The sequence below is a fragment of the Bradyrhizobium sp. 186 genome (assembly GCF_023101685.1).
Lineage (GTDB): Bacteria > Pseudomonadota > Alphaproteobacteria > Rhizobiales > Xanthobacteraceae > Bradyrhizobium.
The window spans coordinates 1,688,726-1,711,170 of sequence record NZ_CP082164.1 but is presented as its reverse complement, the minus strand read 5'-3'; the positions used below and the strand labels follow the sequence as shown (position 1 = coordinate 1,711,170).

At 59.2% G+C, this 22,445-nt stretch carries 20 protein-coding genes; 3 read left to right on the top strand and 17 right to left on the bottom strand.

Annotated features, from left to right (window positions below):
* Window positions 1–45: 45 nt before the first annotated feature.
* The 3 genes from dctA to IVB18_RS07960 all read right to left on the bottom strand — a co-directional run bounded on the left by dctA (window position 46) and on the right by IVB18_RS07960 (window position 3,382).
* Window positions 46–1,404 (bottom strand): C4-dicarboxylate transporter DctA, encoded by a 1,359-nt coding sequence (dctA, locus tag IVB18_RS07970; protein WP_247988641.1) that lies wholly within the window; start codon window positions 1,402–1,404, stop codon window positions 46–48.
* Between the two features lie 65 nt (window positions 1,405–1,469).
* Window positions 1,470–2,462 carry a thioredoxin-disulfide reductase gene (trxB, locus tag IVB18_RS07965; protein WP_247988640.1) on the bottom strand — a complete coding sequence of 331 codons (993 nt, stop codon included), beginning with the start codon at window positions 2,460–2,462 and terminating at the stop codon, window positions 1,470–1,472.
* A 110-nt stretch (window positions 2,463–2,572) separates the two neighbouring features.
* Window positions 2,573–3,382: a GntR family transcriptional regulator gene (locus tag IVB18_RS07960; RefSeq protein ID WP_247988639.1), complete on the bottom strand. Its 810-nt coding sequence runs from the start codon at window positions 3,380–3,382 to the stop codon at window positions 2,573–2,575.
* Here IVB18_RS07960 and IVB18_RS07955 point away from each other — a divergent pair.
* A protein-coding gene (locus IVB18_RS07955; protein WP_247986008.1) for an IS3 family transposase occupies window positions 3,381–4,513 on the top strand; the annotation gives its coding sequence in 2 pieces (ribosomal slippage) (window positions 3,381–3,636 and window positions 3,636–4,513; 1,134 coding nt in all). The genes IVB18_RS07960 and IVB18_RS07955 overlap by 2 nt on opposite strands.
* 105 nt (window positions 4,514–4,618) lie before the next feature.
* On the opposite strand, the gene IVB18_RS07950 is transcribed toward IVB18_RS07955, so the two are convergent.
* The 6 genes from IVB18_RS07950 to IVB18_RS07925 form a co-directional block, all read right to left on the bottom strand.
* On the bottom strand, window positions 4,619–5,356 hold the full coding sequence (locus IVB18_RS07950; RefSeq protein WP_247988638.1) for an SDR family oxidoreductase: 738 nt from the start codon (window positions 5,354–5,356) through the stop codon (window positions 4,619–4,621).
* Window positions 5,357–5,611: 255 nt separating this feature from the next.
* Window positions 5,612–7,135, bottom strand: coding sequence for an altronate dehydratase family protein (locus IVB18_RS07945; RefSeq protein WP_247988637.1), 1,524 nt, complete (start codon window positions 7,133–7,135; stop codon window positions 5,612–5,614).
* Between the two features lie 44 nt (window positions 7,136–7,179).
* A complete protein-coding gene (locus IVB18_RS07940) occupies window positions 7,180–8,202 on the bottom strand; it encodes an ABC transporter permease (protein ID WP_247988636.1) in 1,023 nt (340 codons plus the stop codon).
* Entirely contained in the window at window positions 8,199–9,695 is a 1,497-nt protein-coding gene (locus tag IVB18_RS07935) for a sugar ABC transporter ATP-binding protein (RefSeq protein ID WP_247988635.1), read from the bottom strand. Before IVB18_RS07935 ends, IVB18_RS07940 begins: the two co-directional genes overlap by 4 nt.
* 78 nt (window positions 9,696–9,773) lie before the next feature.
* Window positions 9,774–10,844 (bottom strand): ABC transporter substrate-binding protein, encoded by a 1,071-nt coding sequence (locus IVB18_RS07930; protein WP_247988634.1) that lies wholly within the window; start codon window positions 10,842–10,844, stop codon window positions 9,774–9,776.
* A 318-nt stretch (window positions 10,845–11,162) separates the two neighbouring features.
* A complete protein-coding gene (locus IVB18_RS07925) occupies window positions 11,163–12,293 on the bottom strand; it encodes an IS630 family transposase (protein WP_247984173.1) in 1,131 nt (376 codons plus the stop codon).
* 38 nt (window positions 12,294–12,331) lie between these two features.
* Between IVB18_RS07925 and IVB18_RS07920 the strand changes: the two genes are divergently transcribed.
* A complete protein-coding gene (locus IVB18_RS07920) occupies window positions 12,332–12,613 on the top strand; it encodes a helix-turn-helix domain-containing protein (protein ID WP_247983521.1) in 282 nt (93 codons plus the stop codon).
* A gap of 115 nt (window positions 12,614–12,728) precedes the next feature.
* Window positions 12,729–14,036 (top strand): sorbosone dehydrogenase family protein, encoded by a 1,308-nt coding sequence (locus tag IVB18_RS07915; RefSeq protein ID WP_247988633.1) that lies wholly within the window; start codon window positions 12,729–12,731, stop codon window positions 14,034–14,036.
* Between the two features lie 74 nt (window positions 14,037–14,110).
* Here IVB18_RS07915 and IVB18_RS07910 read toward each other — a convergent pair whose 3' ends face one another.
* From IVB18_RS07910 to IVB18_RS07875, 8 genes are all read right to left on the bottom strand, one after another.
* Window positions 14,111–15,091, bottom strand: a complete 981-nt coding sequence (locus tag IVB18_RS07910) for a GAF domain-containing protein (protein ID WP_247988632.1) — start codon at window positions 15,089–15,091, stop codon at window positions 14,111–14,113.
* An 85-nt stretch (window positions 15,092–15,176) separates the two neighbouring features.
* Entirely contained in the window at window positions 15,177–16,730 is a 1,554-nt protein-coding gene (locus tag IVB18_RS07905) for an AMP-binding protein (RefSeq protein WP_247988631.1), read from the bottom strand.
* Between the two features lie 57 nt (window positions 16,731–16,787).
* Window positions 16,788–17,915: an acyl-CoA dehydrogenase family protein gene (locus tag IVB18_RS07900; RefSeq protein ID WP_247988630.1), complete on the bottom strand. Its 1,128-nt coding sequence runs from the start codon at window positions 17,913–17,915 to the stop codon at window positions 16,788–16,790.
* Between the two features lie 353 nt (window positions 17,916–18,268).
* A complete protein-coding gene (locus IVB18_RS07895; RefSeq protein WP_247988629.1) occupies window positions 18,269–19,153 on the bottom strand; it encodes a LysR family transcriptional regulator in 885 nt (294 codons plus the stop codon).
* A 224-nt stretch (window positions 19,154–19,377) separates the two neighbouring features.
* Window positions 19,378–20,166 carry a molybdopterin-binding protein gene (locus tag IVB18_RS07890; protein WP_247988628.1) on the bottom strand — a complete coding sequence of 263 codons (789 nt, stop codon included), beginning with the start codon at window positions 20,164–20,166 and terminating at the stop codon, window positions 19,378–19,380.
* Window positions 20,156–21,001: a cytochrome b/b6 domain-containing protein gene (locus IVB18_RS07885; protein ID WP_247988627.1), complete on the bottom strand. Its 846-nt coding sequence runs from the start codon at window positions 20,999–21,001 to the stop codon at window positions 20,156–20,158. The genes IVB18_RS07890 and IVB18_RS07885 overlap by 11 nt, the downstream gene beginning before the upstream one ends.
* A gap of 125 nt (window positions 21,002–21,126) precedes the next feature.
* A complete protein-coding gene (locus IVB18_RS07880; protein WP_085403813.1) occupies window positions 21,127–21,894 on the bottom strand; it encodes an alpha/beta hydrolase in 768 nt (255 codons plus the stop codon).
* Window positions 21,895–22,014: 120 nt separating this feature from the next.
* Window positions 22,015–22,323, bottom strand: a complete 309-nt coding sequence (locus tag IVB18_RS07875; RefSeq protein WP_247988626.1) for an antibiotic biosynthesis monooxygenase — start codon at window positions 22,321–22,323, stop codon at window positions 22,015–22,017.
* Window positions 22,324–22,445: the final 122 nt, after the last annotated feature.

Genomic DNA, 22,445 nt, shown 5'->3' with positions numbered 1-22,445 from the left:
CGCAAGATCACCGCCCTTGGTCAATTGCAAAGTCGACGCTATTTTTTAGTCCGGCTGCGGCGATATCATCGACGCTGCCGGGACCACCTCTTGGTCGGCAGAAGTCACAAAGGGTTTGAGGTTAAACTTCACCCCCGCACCAAACCGCTGCGCATAAGCAGAATCGGCCTGCGCCGGATCGAATTCTGCGCTCATTTTTGAAACGACGACGGTCGCGACGCCATTTCCGATGATGTTCGTCACGGATCTGGCTTCCGACATGAAGCGATCGATACCAATCAGCAACGCGAGTCCCTCCACGGGCAACACATGCGTGGCAGAGAGTGTCGCTGCGAGAACCACAAACCCCGATCCCGCGACCGAGCCGGAGCCCTTGGAGGTGATGAGAAGCAACAACAGAAGTCCGATCTGTTGCAATACGGTCATTTCGATCCCATAAGCCTGCGCAATAAAAAGAGCAGCCATCGAAAGGTAGATCGCAGTGCCATCGGCATTGAACGAGTAACCGATCGGAAGGACGAGTCCGACGCTCGATCGTGAACATCCCAACTGTGAAAGCTTGTCCATCAGCCGCGGCAGCACGCTTTCTGAGGAGCAGGTCCCGAGGACGATGAGGGCCTCGTCGGCCATGTAGCGCAGAAAGCGAACGAAGCTGAAGCCATTCAATCGGGCAACCGCGCCGAGCACGACGAACATGAAGATGATGCAGGTCGCGTAGACGGCAACCAGCATATGGCCCAGAACAAGGATTGATCCGAGGCCGTAGCGGCCTACGGTAAACGCCATGGCGCCGAATGCGCCGATTGGCGCGAGCCGCATGATCATCCCGACGATCTTGAACAGAATATCGTTCGCGGACTGGGCCACCAAAACAAAGGGCCTCGCTCGATCACCGACTAGAACGGCCGCACAGCCGAACAATACTCCGAAGAAGACGATTTGGAGCAGATCGCCCTTCGCAAAAGCCGCCACCGCGTTGTCAGGAACGATGCCAGACAGGAAGTCGAAAAAATAAGACCCAACGGGAGCCGCTTTATATTTGGATATGTCGACGGCCTGGCTGCCGACGGCGGCCTTGTCGAAGCCGGCGCCCGGCTTCAGGACGTTCATAACGATCATGCCGACGACCAGAGCAATCGTCGAGACTACCTCAAAGTAGATCAGCGCTTGCCCGCCCACGCGCCCCAACCGACGCAAGTCACGCACTTCCGCAACGCCGATAACGATCGTGAGAAACGCGATTGGCGGAATGACCATCTTGATTAGCTTGATGAAGATGTCGCTCAACATCTGCATCGAGACTCCGACAGCGGGCCAAAGCACACCCAGTGCTGCGCCCAACAAGAGTGCCAGCAAGACCTGCACGGTGAGATTCTTCGAGAGACTTCGGAGCAATGTCGTCATCTGAGCTTTCTCTTGGGGGGCTTGCACGGAATGCCGGATTAACGATGAAGGAAAGCGTCTCCTGGCTAGGCCGCCGGCCGGGAGATTCCAACGGGCGGTCGGTTCGCGGCGGGTGACGCGCGATCGGCTAGATATTTTTCTGCTTCGAGCGCCGCCATGCAGCCCATGCCAGCTGTGACGACAGCCTGCTTGTAACGGTCGTCGCTCACATCACCCGCCGACCAGACGTTCTTGCGCGACGTCGCCGTCGACCACGGAGCAACCTTGATGTAGCCGTCATCAGTCATGTCCAACTGGCCTCGAAAGAGCGCCGTCGCGGGGTCATGACCGATGGCCACGAACGCGCCGTCGACCGCGATCACAGATTCAGTTCCCGTTGTTCTGTCGCGCAGCTGGAGTCCGGTCAGGCGGGGCGATGGCTGATCTTTTCCGAGGAAAGCGACGATCTCGGTATTCCACATCACATTGATCTTCGAGTGGGCGAAGAGACGACCCTGCATGATCGGCTCGGCGCGGAGGCTGTCGCGCCGATGAACCAGCGTTACCTTGGAAGCGTGGTTGGTCAGATAGAGAGCCTCTTCGACGGCCATGTTGCCGCCTCCTATGACGACGACCTCTTTGTCGCGATAGAAGAATCCATCGCAAACAGCGCAAGCCGAGATGCCGTAGCCCGAATAGTCGGCTTCGCCGGGACGACCGAGCCATTTTGCCTGGGCGCCCGTCGCGATGATCAGAGTGTCCGCCAGATAAACATCGCCGGAGTCGCCTTGGGCGACGATTGGATCCCGCGAAAGGTCGACCGAAGTGATGGTGTCGTAGATGATGCCCGTGCCCACATGCTCGGCCTGCTGCCGCATTTGATCCATGAGCTCCGGCCCTTGGACTGCCTCGGCAAACCCGGGAAAATTCTCAACACCCGTTGTCGTGGTGAGCTGGCCGCCTGGCTGTATCCCTGTGACCAGCACGGGCTTGAGATTTGCCCGAGCCGCGTAAATCGCGGCCGTATAGCCGGCAGGCCCCGCACCGATGATCAGGACCTTCGTTTCGAATCTGGTCACGCGAATACCTCACCAAACTGGAATTCCAGTTTATGGCAAATACGATATTCGGCGTCAACTGGTATTCCAGATTTAGCCAACGCCTCGATTGCGAGGGCCTCGGTTTGCCATCACTTCAGCGGACGGACGATGCGCATGGCAAGTTGCTGGACGATCTTCAAGTGCGAGGTGAGCTCTTCATTCGCCTCAGCGATGCGGCCCGTTACCGTCAAATCGACTATCCGCCGATGCTGCTCCACCGCTCTGCGCATCCGCTCAAGGTCGGGAGGTAACCGATGGCGAATGGCATCGAGCTTATGCGTGATGATTTGATATGCTTGGGCCAGGAGAGGGTTTTCCGCTGCGTGCACAAACGCCTGGTGGAACGCCGAGTCCATTCGCTCGGCCTCTTCGACGTCCTTCGCCTCAACTGCTAACGCGCCACCAGCAATCTGTTTCGAAACTGCACTGGCGAGCCGCTCGGGATGATCCGTAAGAATGCGAAGGGCGCCTAGCTCAAGAATCGTGCGCATCTCACACAAGGCGTGCACGGACTCCTCGTCCAAGACCATAACGAACGTCCCACTCTGGGGGCGGATCACCACCAGTCCTTCCCGCGCGAGACTGGCAAGAGCTTCTCGCACCGGAGTTCGGCTAATCCCTAGAGACGACGCGAGCACGCGATCGGATAGCTTCTCGCCGAATCCGAATGTCCCACGGATGATACCTTCGCGGATCGTCTTCTCCGCTTGAGCGCTCAGATCTACAGTTTGGTCCATAAATCTGGCATACCAGATTATCAGATCGAGAGCAATGAACGGGCGCGTCGTTTGCTGGAGCGGCTTGGCCTCGAATAGAGCCGGCTCCGCAAATTTGAACAGGTCGATAAGTGGAATTTCTGCCTGACAACGGCGATAATCGCCGCGAGCAGGAGAGACCATGAGCAAACGACCGCGCCGGAACCACACACCGGCTTTCAAGGCGAAGGTGGCGCTTGCCGCCGTCAAGGGCGACCGGACGATAGCCCAACTGGCCGAACACTTTGATGTCCACCCCAATCAGATTACGGCCTGGAAGGCCCAGTTGGAGGGCGGTGCTTCCGGAGTTTTCGGATCGGGGAACACGGCGCCGTCCGCGCCTGCGATCGACGTGAAGTCGCTGCACGCCAAGATCGGGGAGCTGACGCTGGAGAACGATTTTTTAGAAGGCGCGCTCACCAAGGCGGGATTGCTGAGCGCAAAGCGATGATCGACCGTAAGCACGATCTGTCGATCACCAAGCAAGCAGAGATTTTGAAGGTCAGCCGCGGCAGCGTCTACTATCTGCCGCGGCCGGTTTCTTCTGCCGACCTCGAGATCATGCGGCAGCTCGATCGGCTGCACCTGGAGTATCCCTTCGCCGGTTCGCGTATGTTGCGAGGCCTGTTGGCTTTGCAAGGGTGCAAGATCGGCCGCCGGCATGTGAAGACGCTCATGCGGCGGATGGGGATAGAAGCGCTCTATCGCCGTCCGCGCACCACGAAGCCCGAACCCGGCCACAAGATCTATCCGTATCTGCTGCGCGGCATCGAGATCACGCGGCCGAACCAGGTCTGGGCGATGGACATCACCTACATTCCAATGGCGCAGGGCTTCGTCTATCTCACCGTGGTGCTGGACTGGGCGACACGTCGTGTCCTGTCGTGGCGGCTGTCGATCACGATGGAGGCGGCCTTCTGCGTCGAGACGCTGGAGGATGCTCTCGCGCGTCACGGCAGGCCGGACATCTTCAACACCGACCAAGGCTCGCAGTTCACTGGTGCGGCCTTCACCGGCGTTCTCGCCGACAACGGCATCGCCATCAGCATGGATGGCAAAGGAGCCTGGCGCGACAACGTGTTCGTTGAGAGACTGTGGAAAAGCGTCAAATACGAGGAGGTCTATCTGCGAGCCTACGAAACCGTCAGTGAGGCGCGACATTCGATTGGCCGGTATCTCGACTTTTACAACGGACAACGACCACATTCGAGCCTTGACGACCGCACCCCGGATCAAGCCTACTTCGATCTTCCTCCGCTCCGCGCGGCGGCCTAACCCCGGCAGAAGCTCCACCTATCGACGCGGAGATTCTGTTCAGACAACCGGGGCCAGCTCTAATTTCACAACGAGGTCATCCAAACCCTCGGGCCGCCTAAGACGCTAGGTGGGTTGCGCCGTCGGCCGAATGAGGATTTCGTTGACGTCCACGTTGGTCGGCTGTCCGATGGCATAAGCCATTGCTGAAGCAATCGCTTCTGCGGGAATGGCCATCTTTCGATAATCGTCAATTTGCTGTTTGACGTCCGGGTCGGATATCGTCGATGACAATTCAGACTCGACCGCGCCGGGTGAAATCACTGTAACCCTGACTTTATTACCCACTTCCTGCCGTAAGCCTTCGGAAATGGCGCGCACGGCAAATTTAGTCCCGGCGTAAACTGCCCCATTCGGACTGACCCGGTGGCCGGCCACGGACGAGATATTGATGAAATGACCAGACCCCTGTTTGCGAAATATCGGCAACGCTGCGGCGATCCCATAGAGCACACCCTTGATGTTGACATCGATCATCCGTTCCCATTCATCGACCTTCAATTGATCGAGAGGAGATAATGGCATCAAGCCGGCATTTCCGATCAAAACGTCAAGACGTCCGAAGCGATCCCCGGCCTTCTTCACGAGCCGTTCAAGGTCCTTACGCTTGCTGACATCGATTGTAAGGAAGTCTGCGTCTCCGCCCTCGCGTCGAATATGGGCGACAATAGCTTCGAGCCGGTCTGTCCGCCGCGCACCGAGGACGACTTTGGCTCCTGCTGTGGCTAACAGCCTTGCGGCGGCCTCGCCAATTCCGCTGGACGCGCCCGTAATCGCGACAACTTTTCCCTTGAGGTCAAACATTCGGTATTTCCTTGGTACTCAGCGTGCGATCGTCTCCGACTGACGGTCGCCTCGCTTTGCTCGAATCGGATTTCGGATGGCCGGCGTCATGACGTTCTACGGTGACGCCAGAACGCAACCGGCCAAACAAATCAACGCCCATAGCGCCGTTTCCGGCCGGCCCCTCGCCGGGTACTTCCGGCCATCGTGCTGCCGCTAACCCTCGTCGTCCCCAACTACCGCTCGATGTCAAAGCGTTACCCGCATGAGATCGCGTTACATCTGTGCACCGATCATCCACGGAACGAATTCCTCGTCGCCGACGCCAATCGATTCGCTCCTGCTCTGCTCGCCTGATGCTACACGGACGATCGTCTCGAATATCTCCTGACCTTTCTCTTCAACTGTGGCGTTCCCATCCATGATCGAACCGCAGTTGATGTCCATATCGTCGCGCATTCGGTCATACATCGGCGTGTTCGTCGCGATCTTAATGGACGGCGCAGGCTTTCCGCCGAAACAGGATCCTCGTCCCGTGGTGAAGGCGATAATGTTGGCGCCGCTGGCAATTTGCCCAGTCGTGCCCATCGGATCATATCCGGGCGCGTCCATGAAGACCAAGCCAGCCGTAGTCGCGGGCTCAGCATAGCGATATACTTCCATCAGCGGTGTCGTACCGCTCTTCGCGACGGCTCCAAGCGATTTTTCGAGGATCGTCGTCAGACCGCCAGCCTTATTGCCGGGCGTTGGGTTGTTGTCGATGCTGCCGCGTTCCCGCTCAGCATAGGCCTCCCACCAATGGATCCGCTCGACGATCTTCTCGCCCACCGACCGACTGATAGCCCGCCGCGTCAAAAGATGCTCCGCACCATAGATCTCTGGTGTTTCAGTCAGGATTGCGGTCCCACCATGTGCGACCAGCTTGTCCACGGCAACGCCGAGTGCTGGGTTCGCGGTGATGCCGGAATAGCCGTCGGATCCGCCGCACTGCAGGGCGACCTTCAGGTGCGATAGTGGAAGGGGCTCGCGCTTAACCGCATTGGCACCAGGCAGCATTGCGCAGACTGCGGCAATCGCTGCATCGATCGTTTTCTGAGTACCACCGAGTTCTTGCATCACCAGAGGAACGAGGCTAACGCCCGGCTCGACTCCCTCCGATGCGAAGAGCGGCTTGAGCTGGTTTGCCTCGCATCCAAGTCCAACCAGCACAACGCCGGCGAAGTTCGGGTGGGTCATGAAACCGGCCAGCGTGCGGCGTAATTGCTGCAGGCCTTCACCATGGTGGTCGATGCAGCAGCCGAAGCCGTGCGTAAGGGGCACGATGCCATCGATGTTGGGATAGTCGCGCAAGATCGACGAGCTGTTGAAATGCTGGACAACTTTCTTGGCTACCGTTGCCGAGCAGTTCACCGTACTGATGACGGCGATGTAGTTCCGAGTAGCAACTCGGCCGTCCGCGCGCCTAATGCCCATAAAAGTCAATGCTTCGGAAGATGGCGCTACCGCGACGGCCCCCTGCCCATAGGCATAGTCTCGTTCGAAGCTGGCCATCGCGAGATTTTGGACGTGAACGTGCTGACCCGGCGCAATGTCAGCAGTCGCAAAGCCAATAATCTGGCCATAGCGGCGTACGTGCTCGCCTCTCGCGATCGCAGTCAAAGCGACCTTGTGAGCCGCAGGTATCTCCTCGGCTGCCATGGTGTTGGTATCGTCGAGAGGCGTGCCTGCGGCGATTCTTGCCCGCGCGATCGCGATATTGTCGTCGGGATGAAGTCTTAGAACTTGATGCGGTTGGGCCATCGGCGCCTCCTCTCACAGCGCCATGCGCGCGGGATTGACGGGTGTCACTTGATTATTCCGATCTTCTTGCGATCGATCGTGATGAAGACCGCACAGATCAGCACGATGCCCTTGATGATGCTCTGCAAATAGGGGTCGACGCCCGTCATGTTCATGCCGTTCGACAACAGGGTGATGATCAGTACCCCGAGCATGGTGTTCACAATGCTGCCGAGGCCACCGGTCAGCGGCGTACCGCCGACGACGACGGCGGCGATAACGTCAAGTTCGAGCCCCGCTCCAAGCTGGGCGGAAGCAGCCATTGTACGCGCGCCCTGGAGCAGGCCGGCAATACCGCACAGCGCACCGAGCAGGACATACATGTAAATCTTGACGCGCGTGACCGCGATCCCCGTGAGGATCGAGACGCGCTCGCCGCCACCGATAGCGCGAACTTCACGGCCGAAAACTGTATAGTTGATGATAACCCAGGCCACGAGCGCCAGGGCGAGACCGACGATCACCGCATGCGAAATGCCCATGGAATAGCCGGAATAGCTTGCCATGAACCCGTCATCTTCGATCGAGACTGGCGCGCCACGGGTAAAAAGCAGTACGAATCCGCGATAGACGACCATCGTACCCATCGTCGCGATAAACGATGGAACCTTCCCTAGCGCCAGCAGCAAGCCGTTGACCGTCCCACACGCGGCACCGATCATGACGGCTGGAACGATGGCCCAGACACCAAGCTTGCCTGCGGTCACCGCTGCGACCAGCGCCGCAATCCCGACGATCGACCCGACCGAAATATCGATCGACCCAGCCATGATGATGAAGGTCATGCCAAGCGAGGCGACAAGCAGAACGGTGCCCTGTTCGAGCACCGTCATCAGATTGTCGAACGAAAGAAATCGGGAAGAAAACGCCGAGAACACTGCGATCAGCACGACGAGAAACAGGAACGGAAACGAGCGCCGCAGCAGGTCGACCAGCACGATGCTTCTGGCGGCGCGGGCGGGTGCATCGTCTGAAGTGCTTGCGCCAATCGCTTCGCCGATCTTGATTGGTTCGACATCGTGCTTCACGTCATATACCTCACCACTTCGTGCTCTTCGACATTAGCCATCGAGCGGAATTCGTAAGCGATCACACCCTGCCGCAGAACGATGAGACGGTCCGCCATGCCGATCAGTTCCGGCATGTCTTCCGACGACAAAATGATCGAGAGGCCGTCCGCTGCCTTCTGGCGGATGAGCCGATAAATATCGACGCGGGCGCCCACATCGACACCGCGCGTAGGGTTGTTCAATAGGAGCAGTTGCGGACCGATCGCCAAGCATTTGCCTAACAACACCTTCTGCATATTTCCGCCTGACAGCGAGCGGCACTGGGCGTCAGGACTTTCCGCGCGGATTCCGATCCGCCGGATCAACGCTTCAGACAATGAACGCGCGCGTACCTTGTCGAAGAGCGGCCCGCGAGCCGGCGGGCGCGCCATGACCAAATTGTCAAGGACGCTGAATTCGGTAATCAGGCCCTCATTGCCGCGATCTCCCGGCATATGCGCGATGCGCTGCTGCCATCCCGCTCTCTGATTCCTGGGCCGGTAGTCTTGTCCCTCCAACTGCATGGCGCCGCCGCTCAAGGGCTCGTCACCGGCGATGCCTGCGAGCAATGCTTCAGCTCCGGCGCCCTTCAAGCCGGCAAGCCCGAGTATTTCCCCGCGCCGGACCTCGGCGCTAACGCTCTTAAGTTCGCGGCCGACCGCCATGTCACGAACGCGAAGAGTGACTGGAGCGTATGGTACGTCGTCCAATTGCCGAGCTGGACGGGGGGGATAGGTGCCTTGCGAAAAGTCCCGCCCGACCATCAGGCGATGAATTTCGTTGGGCGTCATTTCCGCCGCCTTGAACGAGCCGACGAATTGTCCGTCCTTGAGAATAGTGAGATCGTCGGCGGCGGCTAGAACTTCCTGGAGGTGATGCGAGACGAAACCTATCGTCAGGCCCTGAGATTTGAGCTTACGGAGCACATTGAGCACGGCGTCCACCTCGCGATGATCGAGATAGGCCGTCGATTCGTCGAGCAGGAGAGTCTTTGGGGACGAAGAAATGGCGCGGGCGATCTCAACGCATTTCAGTTCACCGAGATTGAGCCGGTCGATGTTGGTCGACACAGATATCTTGACGCCAATGCTATCGAGAACTGCCTGGGCGGCATCTGCCATCTGCTTCCGCTTCATGAAGCCGAAGCGGCGCGCGTAGCCGCGCAGATTGCCTATGAAGATGTTTTCGGCGATGCCCAGTGCGCGGTTGATCGTGATCTCTTGATGGACGAGCGCGACGCCGCGCGTCGTCGCCTCGGCGAGAGACTGGGGAGCGTAGGGCGCCCCGTCGAGCCTCATCGTCCCACTATCGGGGGATATGGCTCCGGCAAGCATGCGCAGCGTTGTCGACTTGCCGGCACCATTTTCGCCGACAACCGCATGAACCGCTCCCGTATGCAGCGTCAAAGACACATCGCGCGCAGCGTGAGTGCGCCCGTAGTGTTTGTTGAGATGCTCGGCAACAAGCGTCATGACGCAACCCGCAATAAGGCGTAAGCACGATATGCCCAGCCTTTACAGCGGACATATCGACCCAGAATGATCAGGACGTCAGTTGGAATACTTCAACTCGAGGGCAACGGGGGGCGCATCCTTATTGAGGAACTTGGAGTGCGCCTTGAAGTCGTACGCCGGCTGACCACCCGGATAGTCCTTCACGTACTGGTCAACCTGGTTCTGAGCCATCGGCAGCAGCTTGAGCTTTACGGTCGCATCCGCCGCGGGCAGCTTAACGCCATTGAGGTAGTCGTACATGATGACCAGACCGATGCCGCCCTGGACCCAATGACCGCCAATGGAGAACAGCTGTTCGCCGGCCTTGACCCTGTCGACATTCTCCGGATTGAGATCCATGGCGGACACCATGACATCCTTGCCCGGAACCTTGCCTTTGCTCTTGAGTGCGGCGATCACGCCCATCGCCTCGGCGTCGTTGCCGCACCAGACGCCCGTGATGTCTGGGTTGCCCTGATACAGCGATTCAAACGCCGTCTGGGACGCGTCGCGAACGAAATTGCCGTCAACCTCGCCGGCAACCTTGATATTCCCTTCCTCGCCAATCGCCCTGGCCAGCCCCTTGCGTCGATCGATAGCGACCGAAGTACCCGCTGTGCCGTTGACGACGCCAATGACCTTCTTGCCATCAGCTCCTGGCTTGATCGCAGCGAACAGGGCCTTGCCCATACGATAGCCCGCGTCTTCGTCGCTCGGACCGACAAAGGCCAGATAGTTCGGGTACTTTTCTGACTGTGGCGCGAAATCGGGATACGAGTCTGTCAGGATGACCGGAATCTTCTTGCGCTGTGCAGCTAGAATGGTTTTGGCGCCTGTCGACCAGTAACCAACTGAAATGATGCCGTTGACATTCCTTGCAACCAGGTCCTCGATCGACTTGATCATCTGGTCCGGCTTGTTGTCGGCGTTTAGCACGATCAGCTTGACGCCCAGCTCTTCGGCTCCCTTTGTCAGAAAGGCAATGTCCCTGTTCCAAAACTGCGCGTCGAGCGTCGGAACGACCACGCCAATTGTCTTGTCATTGGCCGCCATTGCAACCGTCGACAGCGTCAAAGCCGCCGTCACGGCAACGGCAGCGGTTTGCAGGCCGCTCAACAAACGTAACATGTTTACTCCCTCATCCATGAAGTGTTCTTAACGAGCGGACCATGCGGTCGGTGATTTCGATTGTCATCCAGGGCAATCATCCACGACCGTCGGAATGGCTCATCCATGAGCCAATTCCGTTCCCCGCCGCGGAATGAGTTTGAGCTATCTGTGCTTTCGCCGAGATATCTGTGAGATTGATCGCTTCGCAGGACTGATGATGCGTCCTGTTCTTGCGCATTCGCATTGGAAGTTTGCGCGCAGACGCGATGACGGTCGAGTGCGGTAATCGTCGACTGGCAACAGCGGCTCACATCTCGGCAGCCAACTAGTGGCTCATCACAGTGATTTTGACTCTTTGGCGGTGGCTGGATAGGCGCGGCCGAGTTTGGCGCGGGCCTTGTCGGTTGTGAACATCCATTTGATGCGGGCTCGGGTTTTATTCCGCCGCTTTTGCCATGCTGCGATCTCGTTTCGGAGCCTTTTGGGGTCGTCGATGCGGCGGCCGAGGCACTGGCGCTGGAGCACGCTGATCTCGCACTCGACCATATTGAGCCAACTGGCGTGTTTCGGGGTGAAGTGGAATTCGAGGCGGCGCAGGATGCGACGGGCCTCAGCAGGCGCAAATGCTTGATACAACGCGCCGGCGGTATGGATCGACAGATTGTCCTGCACGAGGCGGATGCAGTCGGCGTCGGGATAATGGACGTCGACGAGTTCGCGCATGCAGTAGGCGTAGTCCACGGCGGCGCGGTGCTCGGTGACCTTGACGTTGCGCCAGCCACGATGCGGGTCGAAGGTAACGAAGAGATTGACGGTGCCGTTGCGGCGGTACTCGTAATCGTAACGCTCGCGCTGTCCCGGCTCGGCTGGAATCGGCTGACGGACCTCGCCGATGAGCTGGACGGGGGTCTCGTCGAAGCAGACCAGCGGCCGGACGGGATCCGGCGCCTCGGCGTAGAGGTCGAGCACGTCCTCCATGCGGGCGACGTATTCGCCGTCGACATAGGGGATGCACCACATGTCCCTGCGCCATGGCTTGAGGTCGTTCTCGGCCAGCCGGCGACGCACGGTCTCGCCCGACAGGCTGTCATGATCGGTGAGCTTGACCATCGTGTCCGCCAGCAGCGTCAGCGTCCAACGTTTGCGGCCGGCGGGCGGCTTGGCGCACGCCGTCGCCACCAGCAGGGCCTCCTCCTTGCCGGTCAATTTGCGCTCTGCGCCCGGACGCGGTTCCTCGCTCAAGGCCCGCTCCAGATTGCCTTCCACGAAGCGGCGCTTGGTCCGGCCGATGCTGGACAGGCTGACCCGGACAGACCGGGCAATCTCCGCGTCGCAACTGCCGGCATCGGCCGCCAGCAAAATCTGCGCCCGCTTGAGCTTGCGGGCAGCATGCTTCCCGCCGCCCAGCATCGCCGTCAGTTCGTCCCGCTCGATTTGGCTCAATTCGACCCGATAACGTACATTCATGCTTCGCCTCCTTGTCGGAGGCCGGGACGAATCCAGCGATGAGTCAAAAATCAGGCACGCACTTCACGGAGAAGCAGGGACACTACCTGGCCTTTATCTACACCTACGCGCACATGTTCGGACGCCCACCCGCCGAAACCGACATGCAGCGCCATTTCCGCGTCAGCCCGCCTTCGGTCCACCAGATGATCGTCACCCTCGAACGAAACGGTTTCATTCGCCGTCAACCTGGCGTCCCCAGAAGCATCGAAATCCTCGTGCCGCCGGAAAGCTTGCCGATCCTCGAATGGCTCGGTATCAAAACGTCAAAATCACTGTGATGAACCACTAGGTCAGATTTGGTACATCTCGTGGAAGATTCTTGATCCGTTGCGTTGACGCTGCGTGATCGACTGTCTAACGGCGCGGGCAGTGTGTGCGGACGAGGGGAACGTCATGAGCTTTTCGGGGATTTTTGCACGATTGGTTGCGACAATCGGCGGCGTCGCGCTGCTCTGGCGCCGGCTTCGGGGCTCCGCGCATGAGCCGGCCTGGGGCAGCGCCCCCGTCGTCCCAGCGGCGAAGCCGCAGGGCAGTATCCCGACGCTGAAGATGCCGACGGCACGGGGGTGGGCCGACGGGCAGAAGCCCACAGCGGCGCCAGGGCTTGCAGTCAATGCATTTGCGAGAGATTTGAAGCATCCGCGCTGGATCCTTGCGCTCCCCAGTGGCGACGTCCTCGTGGCCGAGGCAACGCAGATCGCTGGCCCCGTTAGCAGTGTGTTTGACTATGCAATGCAAGCGACGATGCGACGCGCCGCGGCCCTCGGAGTCAGCGCGGACCGCATCACGCTATTGCGTGACCAGGACGGCGACGGTGTCGCCGAATGGCGCCACACTTTTATGGAGAAGCTGAACCAACCGTTCGGCATGGCGCAACTCGGTGACACCTTCTACGTCGGCAACACTGATGGTGTGATGGCCTTCCCGTACGTGAGGGGCGCGGACCGCATCTCGGCGCCAGGGCGGAGACTCACCACATTCAAGCCTGGCGGACATTGGACCCGGAGCCTATTGCCGAGCCCCGATGGCAAGAAGCTCTTTGCCGGCGTCGGCTCACTCGGCAATATCGACGAGAACGGCATGGACGCAGAGAAAGGCCGGGCCGCAATCTACGAACTCGATCTTGAAAGCGGAAAAAGCCGGATATTCGCCAGCGGTTTGCGCAACCCGGTTGGCATGGCTTGGGAGCCACAGACCGGCGCGCTCTGGACCGTCGTCAATGAGCGCGATGGTCTTGGCGACGAAACGCCTCCTGACTATTTGACTTCGGTGCGCGACGGAGGGTTCTACGGTTGGCCTTACTCGTACTGGGGACGGATAGTCGACGATCGCGTCCCGCAGGACCCGTCCGCAGCTGAAACAGCAATCACACCGGATTACGCGCTCGGCGGGCACACCGCGTCGCTCGGGCTCTGCTGGCTGCCGGCCGGTACCCTTCCGGGATTTCCCGACGGCATGGTCATCGGCCAGCATGGATCCTGGAACCGCAGCACACTTAGCGGCTACAAGGTCGTCTTCATCCCATTCCGAAATGGACGCCCGGTCGGACCGCCGCGCGATATTTTGTCCGGCTTCCTTGCATCGGACGAGCGGGTCTCCTACGGACGGCCTGTTGGCGTTGCGCTCGGACCTGACGGCTCGCTGCTGGTGGCGGACGATGTGGGCGATGTGATCTGGCGCGTCACGGGCGTGCGCGACTGATCGCCTGCGTCGTAGCGACCTCTGAGAAGGCGCACTCTTGCCTTTCCAGCAGGGAGGCGTGCGCCAAGCACTTGCTAATCCGAACCGAGTTCTTCTCGCCTACGGAGATTAAGCTTCTTCAGCTTACGTTTCATAGTCGCCCGACTGATTTCGAGAGCCTTGGCCGACGCAGACACGTTGCCGCTTGTGCGGGCAAGCGCCCGACGGATGGTCCCTCGTTCCGCGCGAGCCATGGTGTCCTCGGAATAAGTTGCCAGCTGTTGAATATCCATGGCGGGAATTCCGCTACGCAAACCGGCATCGGTGATGCCAAGCAGCGAACGTGCCGCACGCGTTGCTCCAAGCACGATGTCATCATCGTCGACTGCCATAAGTCCCACGCACGCGCGCGTACGATCGTGAATGTAAATGATCCTCGCGTCGTCGAAGGAGGCGAGGAAGTTGGCTCTCTCAATTTGCGATGCAGCTTCTCGCGCCGTGAATGCGAGCAAGCCCATCACCTCTTCCGAGACGGCTTTCCCGTAGTAAGTAACATCAAGGGCTCCGGCCAGTTCTCCCTGATGATCGAAGATGGGGGCAACACTACAGCTTAGGTCCGTGTTACGGGCAAGAAAATGATCCGCCCCGTGGATTGACACATCTCGTTTTTCGGTAAGACAGGTGCCGATGCCATTCGTCCCTTCGCTTCGCTCGCTCCAATCGACTCCCGGCCAGAGCCCGAAGCGACCAAGATGCTCGACATCCGCGTCTCTGCCGCTCCTGTGCACGGCCACGCCATCGACGCCTGCAATAAGGGCACAGCAACTCATTCTAGCGAGCGCTGCCTGCAATCTCTCGAGTGTTGCTCCAGCCGCAAAGAGCAGCGGTTCGAGACGTTGGGTCGCCTCTCTTAGCTCGATAGCCGACAGCATCCGCCGCGGCAGTTTTGCACTCGGATCCAGCCCATAACCAACAATACAGCGCCGCCACGACGCTACGACCTGCGAGCGTGCCGCACCATTCGACTTAACCGCTGTTCTGACGTGCCGCGCATGCACATCGATATCGTAAGCCATCTATCTCCTCTTTTCATAGCGGCTTGAAATCGAATGACCGATGTCGCCAACCGACTCGGATGACCGAGATAGCTTCATTCGAGGTCTACTGCTTGGCCTGACGAATCGAGGCAGCCAATCTGCTTTTCAGAATCTTTCCCGTAGCCGTTGCCGGTAGGCTCTCGAGCCTAATGATCTGCGACGGCCGCTTATAGGACGTCAAAAGTGGATTTAGATACTCCGCCAAGTCGTCGACGGTCGTTCTCGCGTCCGATTGCAGCTGCACGAACGCTACGACTTCCTCATTGCCCGGAACCGGCTTTCCCACAACCGCGGACTGAATGACCGCTGGGTGGGAGTTTAGAACCGCTTCTACTTCGGCGGGGTATACATTGAAGCCCGACCGAATGATCATTTCCTTCACCCGCCCTACGATATACAGGCAATCATCGTCGATACGGCCGAGGTCACCCGTCTTGAACCATCCCCCACCGTCGATAGCCGCGGCGGTCAGCTCGGGTGCGTGATAATAACCCAGCATGACGTTCGGCCCGCGGACGTGCAGCTCGCCGACCTCGCCCTCAGCTGCAATCGAGCCATCCGATCTGACAATACGCCCTTCCACGCCCACAACGAACGAGCCCACGGTCTGATCACTTTTCGGCTTATCGGGACGAACGCTTGAGATCGTCGGCGAGCACTCCGTTATCCCGTAGCAGTTCAAAAGTGGCACTCGGTATCTCTCTTCGATACGCGATTTCAGTGTGAGATCCAACGGCGCGCCGGCCACCATCAAGTGCTTGAGGACGTCGCAATCATGGCGCGCAGCGCCGAAGGCATCTTCGTATTCCAGCAATCTCTGATACGTTGCGGGAACTCCGCCGAGTATTGATACCTCCCCACTCGATATTGCTTTTGAAACAAGCGCCGGCTCGAATCTTCGGACCAAGCGGCCGGTTGCGCCCATCATCATCGACATCAGTAGAAACGTGAATCCGGCAATGTGAGAGATTGGAAGAACAATATAGAGCTGGTGGCCGCTCCCTCGGGCCTCATACAAAGCGTTTGTTCGCGCGCTAAAGAGAAGGTTCTGATGCGTGAGCATAACTCCTTTTGGAGTTCCTGTGGTGCCCGATGTGTAAACGAGAATGGCAACTTGCTTGTGCCCGTCCTCCTCGACGCGCTCCGGACGCGCGGCTACGTTGATTTCGGACGCAGCGATCTCGGCAAAATCGACGATACCAGCGGATTTTGCGTTGTAGGACACCGCGTGCGTTGCAGCCTCAGGAGATACTCCGGAGGCGAACAGAACCAAGCGCGCGCCGCTGTGCTCTCGGATTTGCTCCAGCTCCCGTTGCGAAAGCCGCGGGTTGACAATTATTGCCCATGCATCGAGCCGGCTCATGGCGAGTAAAAGGACGGCGGCCGCGACACAGTTCTCGCTGACAATCATCACGCGATCGCCGGCGCGTACCCCCAGTTCGCCCAATCGCGTAGCCGTATCCATCGAGGATCGCCTTAGCTCCTCAAATGTCAATGCGTTCGCATGGTCGATGACGGCGGGTTGCTTCGGCGAAATGGCCGCCTGGTTATCTACCGCCAGGTGAAGGCGACGCGGCAACTCCGCGATGATGTCATCGATACTAAGCGAACGAGCCACGCACTATCTCCCCACGACTGGCCCTTGCGCTATTCGGCGCGGCCGCTCCATTGAAACCTACGAAGCTTGATTTACGCGCGACCGAAGAGACCTTGCGATGACAACATTCTGTATCTCTGTTGTTCCATCCAGATACTGGGCAGCTTTAGCCCCAGCGAGATGGCGCGAGATAGGTGTCTCGGCCAAGAGCCCACGCGCACCACTGAGCTGCATGCATTGAGCGACCGCGCTCAACGCTACTTTTGTAGAGAATTTCTTGGCGTGCGCAGCATCAATCGTCGCCCGCTCCCCTCGATCAAGCTTCGATGCAGCAGCCTTGAAGAGCAGCTCCGAGGCCGAAAGATCTGTGGCGATGTCGGCCAACATCCATTGCACCCCTTGAAAGTCGATCGTTCTTGAACCAAACGCTGAACGCTCGGCCGTTGCCTCTATTGCGAATGCGAGGCTTGCTTCCATCATTCCGCAACACATGGCGCTAACCAGCGTACGCGCGACATCAATCCCGCTCATCGCCCGCTTGAACCCCTCACCGGGACGAGCAAAAAGCGCTTCATGCGGCACGAAGCAGTCGGCGAGTTCGACGCCGGCAAGACCCATGGAATGGCACCCGACGAGGTCATACGGAGCCGTGATGGAGAGGCCTGGACATTCCCGCTCGATGAGAAAGGCGGCAATGCCTGCCGGCCCCGTTCCAGAGTCGGTCTGGGCGTATACGAGAAAGAGATCCGCGGACGTGGCATTGGTAATCCATGCCTTGGATCCGCTTATACGCCAGCCCCCTTTGTCAGGCGTCGCTGTCGTCCTCACGGCGGCCGCATCAGAGCCTGCTGAGGGTTCGGTTATGCATACGGACAGTATCAGCTCTCCGGATTGTACAGGGCGAAGGTATTGAGCGATCTGAGCCGGCGTCCCGTGCTCCGATATCGATCCGGCGACCGCGCTGTGCACCGCCAAGCTGAACGCGAACGCGAAGTCCGCGGAGGCTAGGATTCGCAGGACGGCTCCTGTGGACGAATAGTCGAGACCCAGGCCGCCATACTCAGCGCCGATTCTAATTGATCCAATTCCCGCATTGATCGCTTCACGGATTTCGGCCGTCGCCATCGCGCGCGACTTCTCCCAAACAGGGGCTCTCGGCAATATCCTCGTCCGAGCGAACTCCTCCGCGATCGTTGTTATGTTCATCAATCTTCCATAGGAAGCTGCGGGCAGTCACGTCCGCTGGTCGGGTTGGCGCTTGAGGTTCTGAACAGCATTCAGCGCAATACGTAGGCGGGCTGTGGATGCTGGGTGTGGACTTTTCCGGTGCGTTCGAACTCCCTTCGGGGTTGCTATTGGATCCTGCCATCTTGAGGGCAGCCTTCGCCTTCCCGCAAAATTTGCGATCAGGCCTGTTCAAAGCTAGGCAGTCACCGGCGTCGCCATCAAGCGCATTTTTAAGATAGACCTATCTCTATTAGAGATAGGTGGAGGGCCGACATCGTTCTCCATGCCGTCCATTTGCTTGACCGCGGAACGACGTGGAAAAGGCAAACCGTTTAACCCGTGAATTCCCGGCGGGCCGAGCGCACCCTCGCCACGATGTGCGCGTGGACCGCCGACACTCTGCGCGTATGGTGCGTGTCGGGATGCGAAATCAGCCAATAGTTTCGCACAAAGCGAACCTCGGGTAACAATCGCTTGAGCTCTGGAAACCGTCGCGCAGCGTAGTCGTGTAGTATGCCCACGCCGTGACCGCCCCTCACCGCCTCCATCTGCGCCACAACGCTCCCGCATTCGTAGTGCTTGGTCATGACTTTTCCAAGCGAAGACGCGTAGTCGAGCGCTCGGCTGTAGACAAAATCCTCGACATGCGTCACGAAAAGATGGCCGGCGAGATCGGCCTGCTTTCGGATTGGTCCTAAGCGCTTCAGATAGCTCTCTGCACCGTAAACACTAAGCGTGTAGTCCGTAAGCTTTTTGACAATCAGTCGCCCTTGCTTCGGACGGTCCAAGGTGATCGCAATGTCGGCCTCCCGCCTCGACAGCGAGAATGTCCGCGGTAGCGGAACAAGTTGAACGAGCAGGTCGGGGTGCTGCGCGGCAAGCGCACCGAGGTGGCTGGCTAGAAAGTAGTTCCCCAATCCATCGGGAGCGCCGACGCGGACCGTGCCAGAGATGGCGTCCGATGATCGGCCAAGTTGGGTGCCGACCTGAAGGAATTCGGATTCGGCACGCTCCGCCGCGGCGACGAGGGCCTCGCCTGCGCTTGTCAGGACACAGCCCGTTGTACGCCGTTCGACCAGCCGGGTTTTCAGTTCCTGCTCAAGCGCGGTGAGTTGCCGTGCAACGGTCGCGTGGTTTACACCCAGGCGCCGAGCGGCACCGAGAATTTGACCCGTGCGGGCGACCTCTAGGAATATGCGGATGCGGTCCCAATCCATCGAGTTCAATTCCCGCAAGCACACTACAAACTTTTCTCAATGATGTGCAGATCTCAACATTCCATATCGAATCTATGGAAGCAAGCAGACGCCTGCGTCGCCAAAGCCAAAGATGATAGTCGGGAGTTTGTGGTATTGGTCACTGCGACGTCAGTGCTTACCTCGCGGCCTTACCCGCGGAAGGAGGCTTGGATACCGGCGGCTTATGATGAATAAGGAGTCGTTCAGATCCCGGCATACCACTCATAGCCACGATCTTCCCAATAGCCGCCTTGGCCGCCATGCAGGCCAGAGAGGCTTTGCACTAGTTCGATACGCATGATGTATTTGGCCATCTTGTAGCCGAGCTGCCGCTCCACGCGCAATCGCAGCGGCGCACCATGGCGGACGGTCAGCGGTGTGCCGTTCATGTCATAAGCGAGGATCGTCTGCGGATGCGCAGCATCGATCAGATCGATACTCTCATAGTAGCGGATGTTCTCGGGATCAGCAGATTCGCCGCCATCGTCCAGGGTATCGGCGCAATGGAATATGGCAAACCGTGCCTCTGGTCTCACGCCAGCGCGCAACAGGATTTCCGAGAGCGGCACGCCGGACCATTTAGCTATGCAGCTCCAGCCTTCGACACAATCATGCCGGGTGATCTGGGTCCGTGTGGGCAGGGAGCGCAACTGTTCAAGCGACAGCGACAGTTCGTGCTCAACGAGGCCGCGAACCTTCAGGCGCCAATCGACGAAATGATTGCCGACGAGCTTGAGGTAGTCCTCGTCCTGCGGATCGATTGAACCATTGGGGCGAAACGCCGGCGAGATGTCGGCCTCACTATATTCGGGCGCGAGCCGATGAGCCCCGATGAGGAGGCGCTGCATTTTGTAAGTGAGACTGCTTGCGGCATTGAGGACAGAACGGACGCGCGGTGCGACGGCGACGCGGTCACAGCCCGACAAAGCGAGGCCACTAGTTGCCGCAAATGCCCAGAGCAAATCGCGACGCCGTGGATGTTCAAGCGACATCTGGCGTCCTCGGATTGCCGAGATCGTACCAGCCGGTGATCATTGAGCGCAGATTGTTCCAGACACCCGAGGCCAGCACCATCACGAGATGTACAATAACGAAAAACGTGAGGCTCGATGCGACGAAGAAGTGGATCAGCCGCGCCGATTGGCGCCCGCCGAACAGCGTGAGCAGCTGCGGCACGGCGCTGTCGATCCCGGGCGACATCGTAAGGCCCGTGAGGATCATCAACGGGAACAGGACGAAGACGACCAAGAGATAGGTCATCTGCTGCAGCACATTGTATCGCCTCGCCGCTGCACCGCGTGGGAAGCGCAGGCGCAGATGCTCAAGGACCTCCCATCCGACATGGCTGAGCTCGCGAAGGCTGGGAAGAAGATCCCGGTCGAAATGTCGCCTAACGCAGCCCCAGGTAAAATAGACGAGACCATTCAGCACCAGCAGCCAGGCAAAGAAAAAATGCCAACGCCGGCCAGTCGCCAGATCCTGGTTGCTCGGGATCGTGATCCAGCTGGGAAAGGCACGCTGCGAGATTTGACCGTCCTCGTTCGAGATACCGAATATGCCCGACGTGTCGAAGGAATGGCCGGCGAACATCGTCTCCCCGACGAGGCCGTTCTCGGATAGGCGCGCACGGATCGACATGGCCGGACGGTCAAAGTCCGATTGATCGCCGACATAGAGCGCGGGATGGGCATTAAAGATCTGCAGTCCGCTCATCAGGAGCAGCACGAAGCAGACGGCGTTGATCCAATGCGTCGCACGCACCAGCGCGGCATGGCGGAAGTACCAGTGCTCGGCGACAGGCCGATCGGGGCTGGGAACTGCGGCCATATAATGCTCCGGCGCTTCGGACGCGCTACCTGCCAAGCGCACATACTTCACGTGTCGGTGGACCGCAAAGTATGCGCACTTTGAGCGGAATGAGGCGATCAGCGGCGTGATCGTCAGCTCTTCATCTACTTCGCGGCGTCCTCGATCACGCGGGCGATCGCGGCGGGCTGAGAGACGAAAACAGCGTGGCTTGCGGGCACTTCCGTGACCTTGGCGCCCGAACGCTTGTACATCCAGCGCTGAAGCTCAGGGCTGATCACGTGATCCTCAGTGGTCAGAATGGCGTAGCTGGGCTTGCTGTGCCATGCTGCGACCGAGAGCGGCGCACCCATGGCCTTCTGAGCGAGCTGCTGCTCCGAGTCGGCCATGAACTGAGCTTGCTCCGCCGGGACGTCCTGGGCATAGGTTTCTCGGAACTTCGCCGCCGGGATGAAGAAATACTTGTTGTCCGGCGTAGCCTTGTTGACGGAGACCCGCATGGCATCGTTCGGCGCAGCGAACTTCGACATCAGCGCACCGCTGGCCTCTCCCTTATCGGGCTGCAAGGCGGCCACATAGACGAGCGCGCTGACCTTGGGGTCGGCACCGGCTTCCGTGATCACGGAGCCGCCATAGCTGTGACCGACCAAAACGACGGGACCGGTTTGCTGATCGATGACGCGCTTGGTTGCATCGACGTCCTCAGCGAGGCCGGTGAGCGGCTCCTGCACGATCGTCACATGGAAGCCATCCTTGGTCAGAATGTCGTAGACGGCGCGCCAGCCTGAGCCGTCCGCCAGTGCGCCATGGACGATGACGACGTCCTTCGCAGCCGGCTTCGTCTCGGCGTGGGCGACCGCACCAGTCATGGCAAGCACGAGGGCGATCGCGGAGGTCTTTCGTAGTAAGGACATGGGAGTCTCCTGGTATGCTTCAGTTTGCCCGCTTCGCAGGACCATCTCGGTGCCGGGCGTTGTCCGGTGATGGCTAATCAGGGTTGATAGAGGCCGAGTCCGGTTTGGCAGACGCGAAGATCAGGCTGGCTGATTCTTGACGGCCAGAACGTCGACAGGTTCGACTGACGGCGGCTTTGCCAGCATTTCCTCGACCCGCGACATCAGAGCCTTGGCCATGTTGCCGGCGAGATGTGCCTGGCGATCTTCTTCGCTGGTAAAGGCGTCGAACACGCCGAACGTCGTCGGCGAGAGCTGCAGGGCAAACCAGACCGGCGTGCCCGCCTCCCGATTTGTCAGATCAAGGCCGCTGATGAGAAAATCCTTCACGGCCCGTTCCTTGCCTGGCTTGGCTTCCAGCCGGACGAATAATCCACACTTGAGCGTCATTGTTCATCTCCATCTGTTGACCGTCCAACACCCCAAAGTAGATGCATCTCTATGAGATAAGCGGCGCGGCGCGTATTGGCAGGATTGCCAATTTTGATACTGATCAAGCCAACCATTCTCCA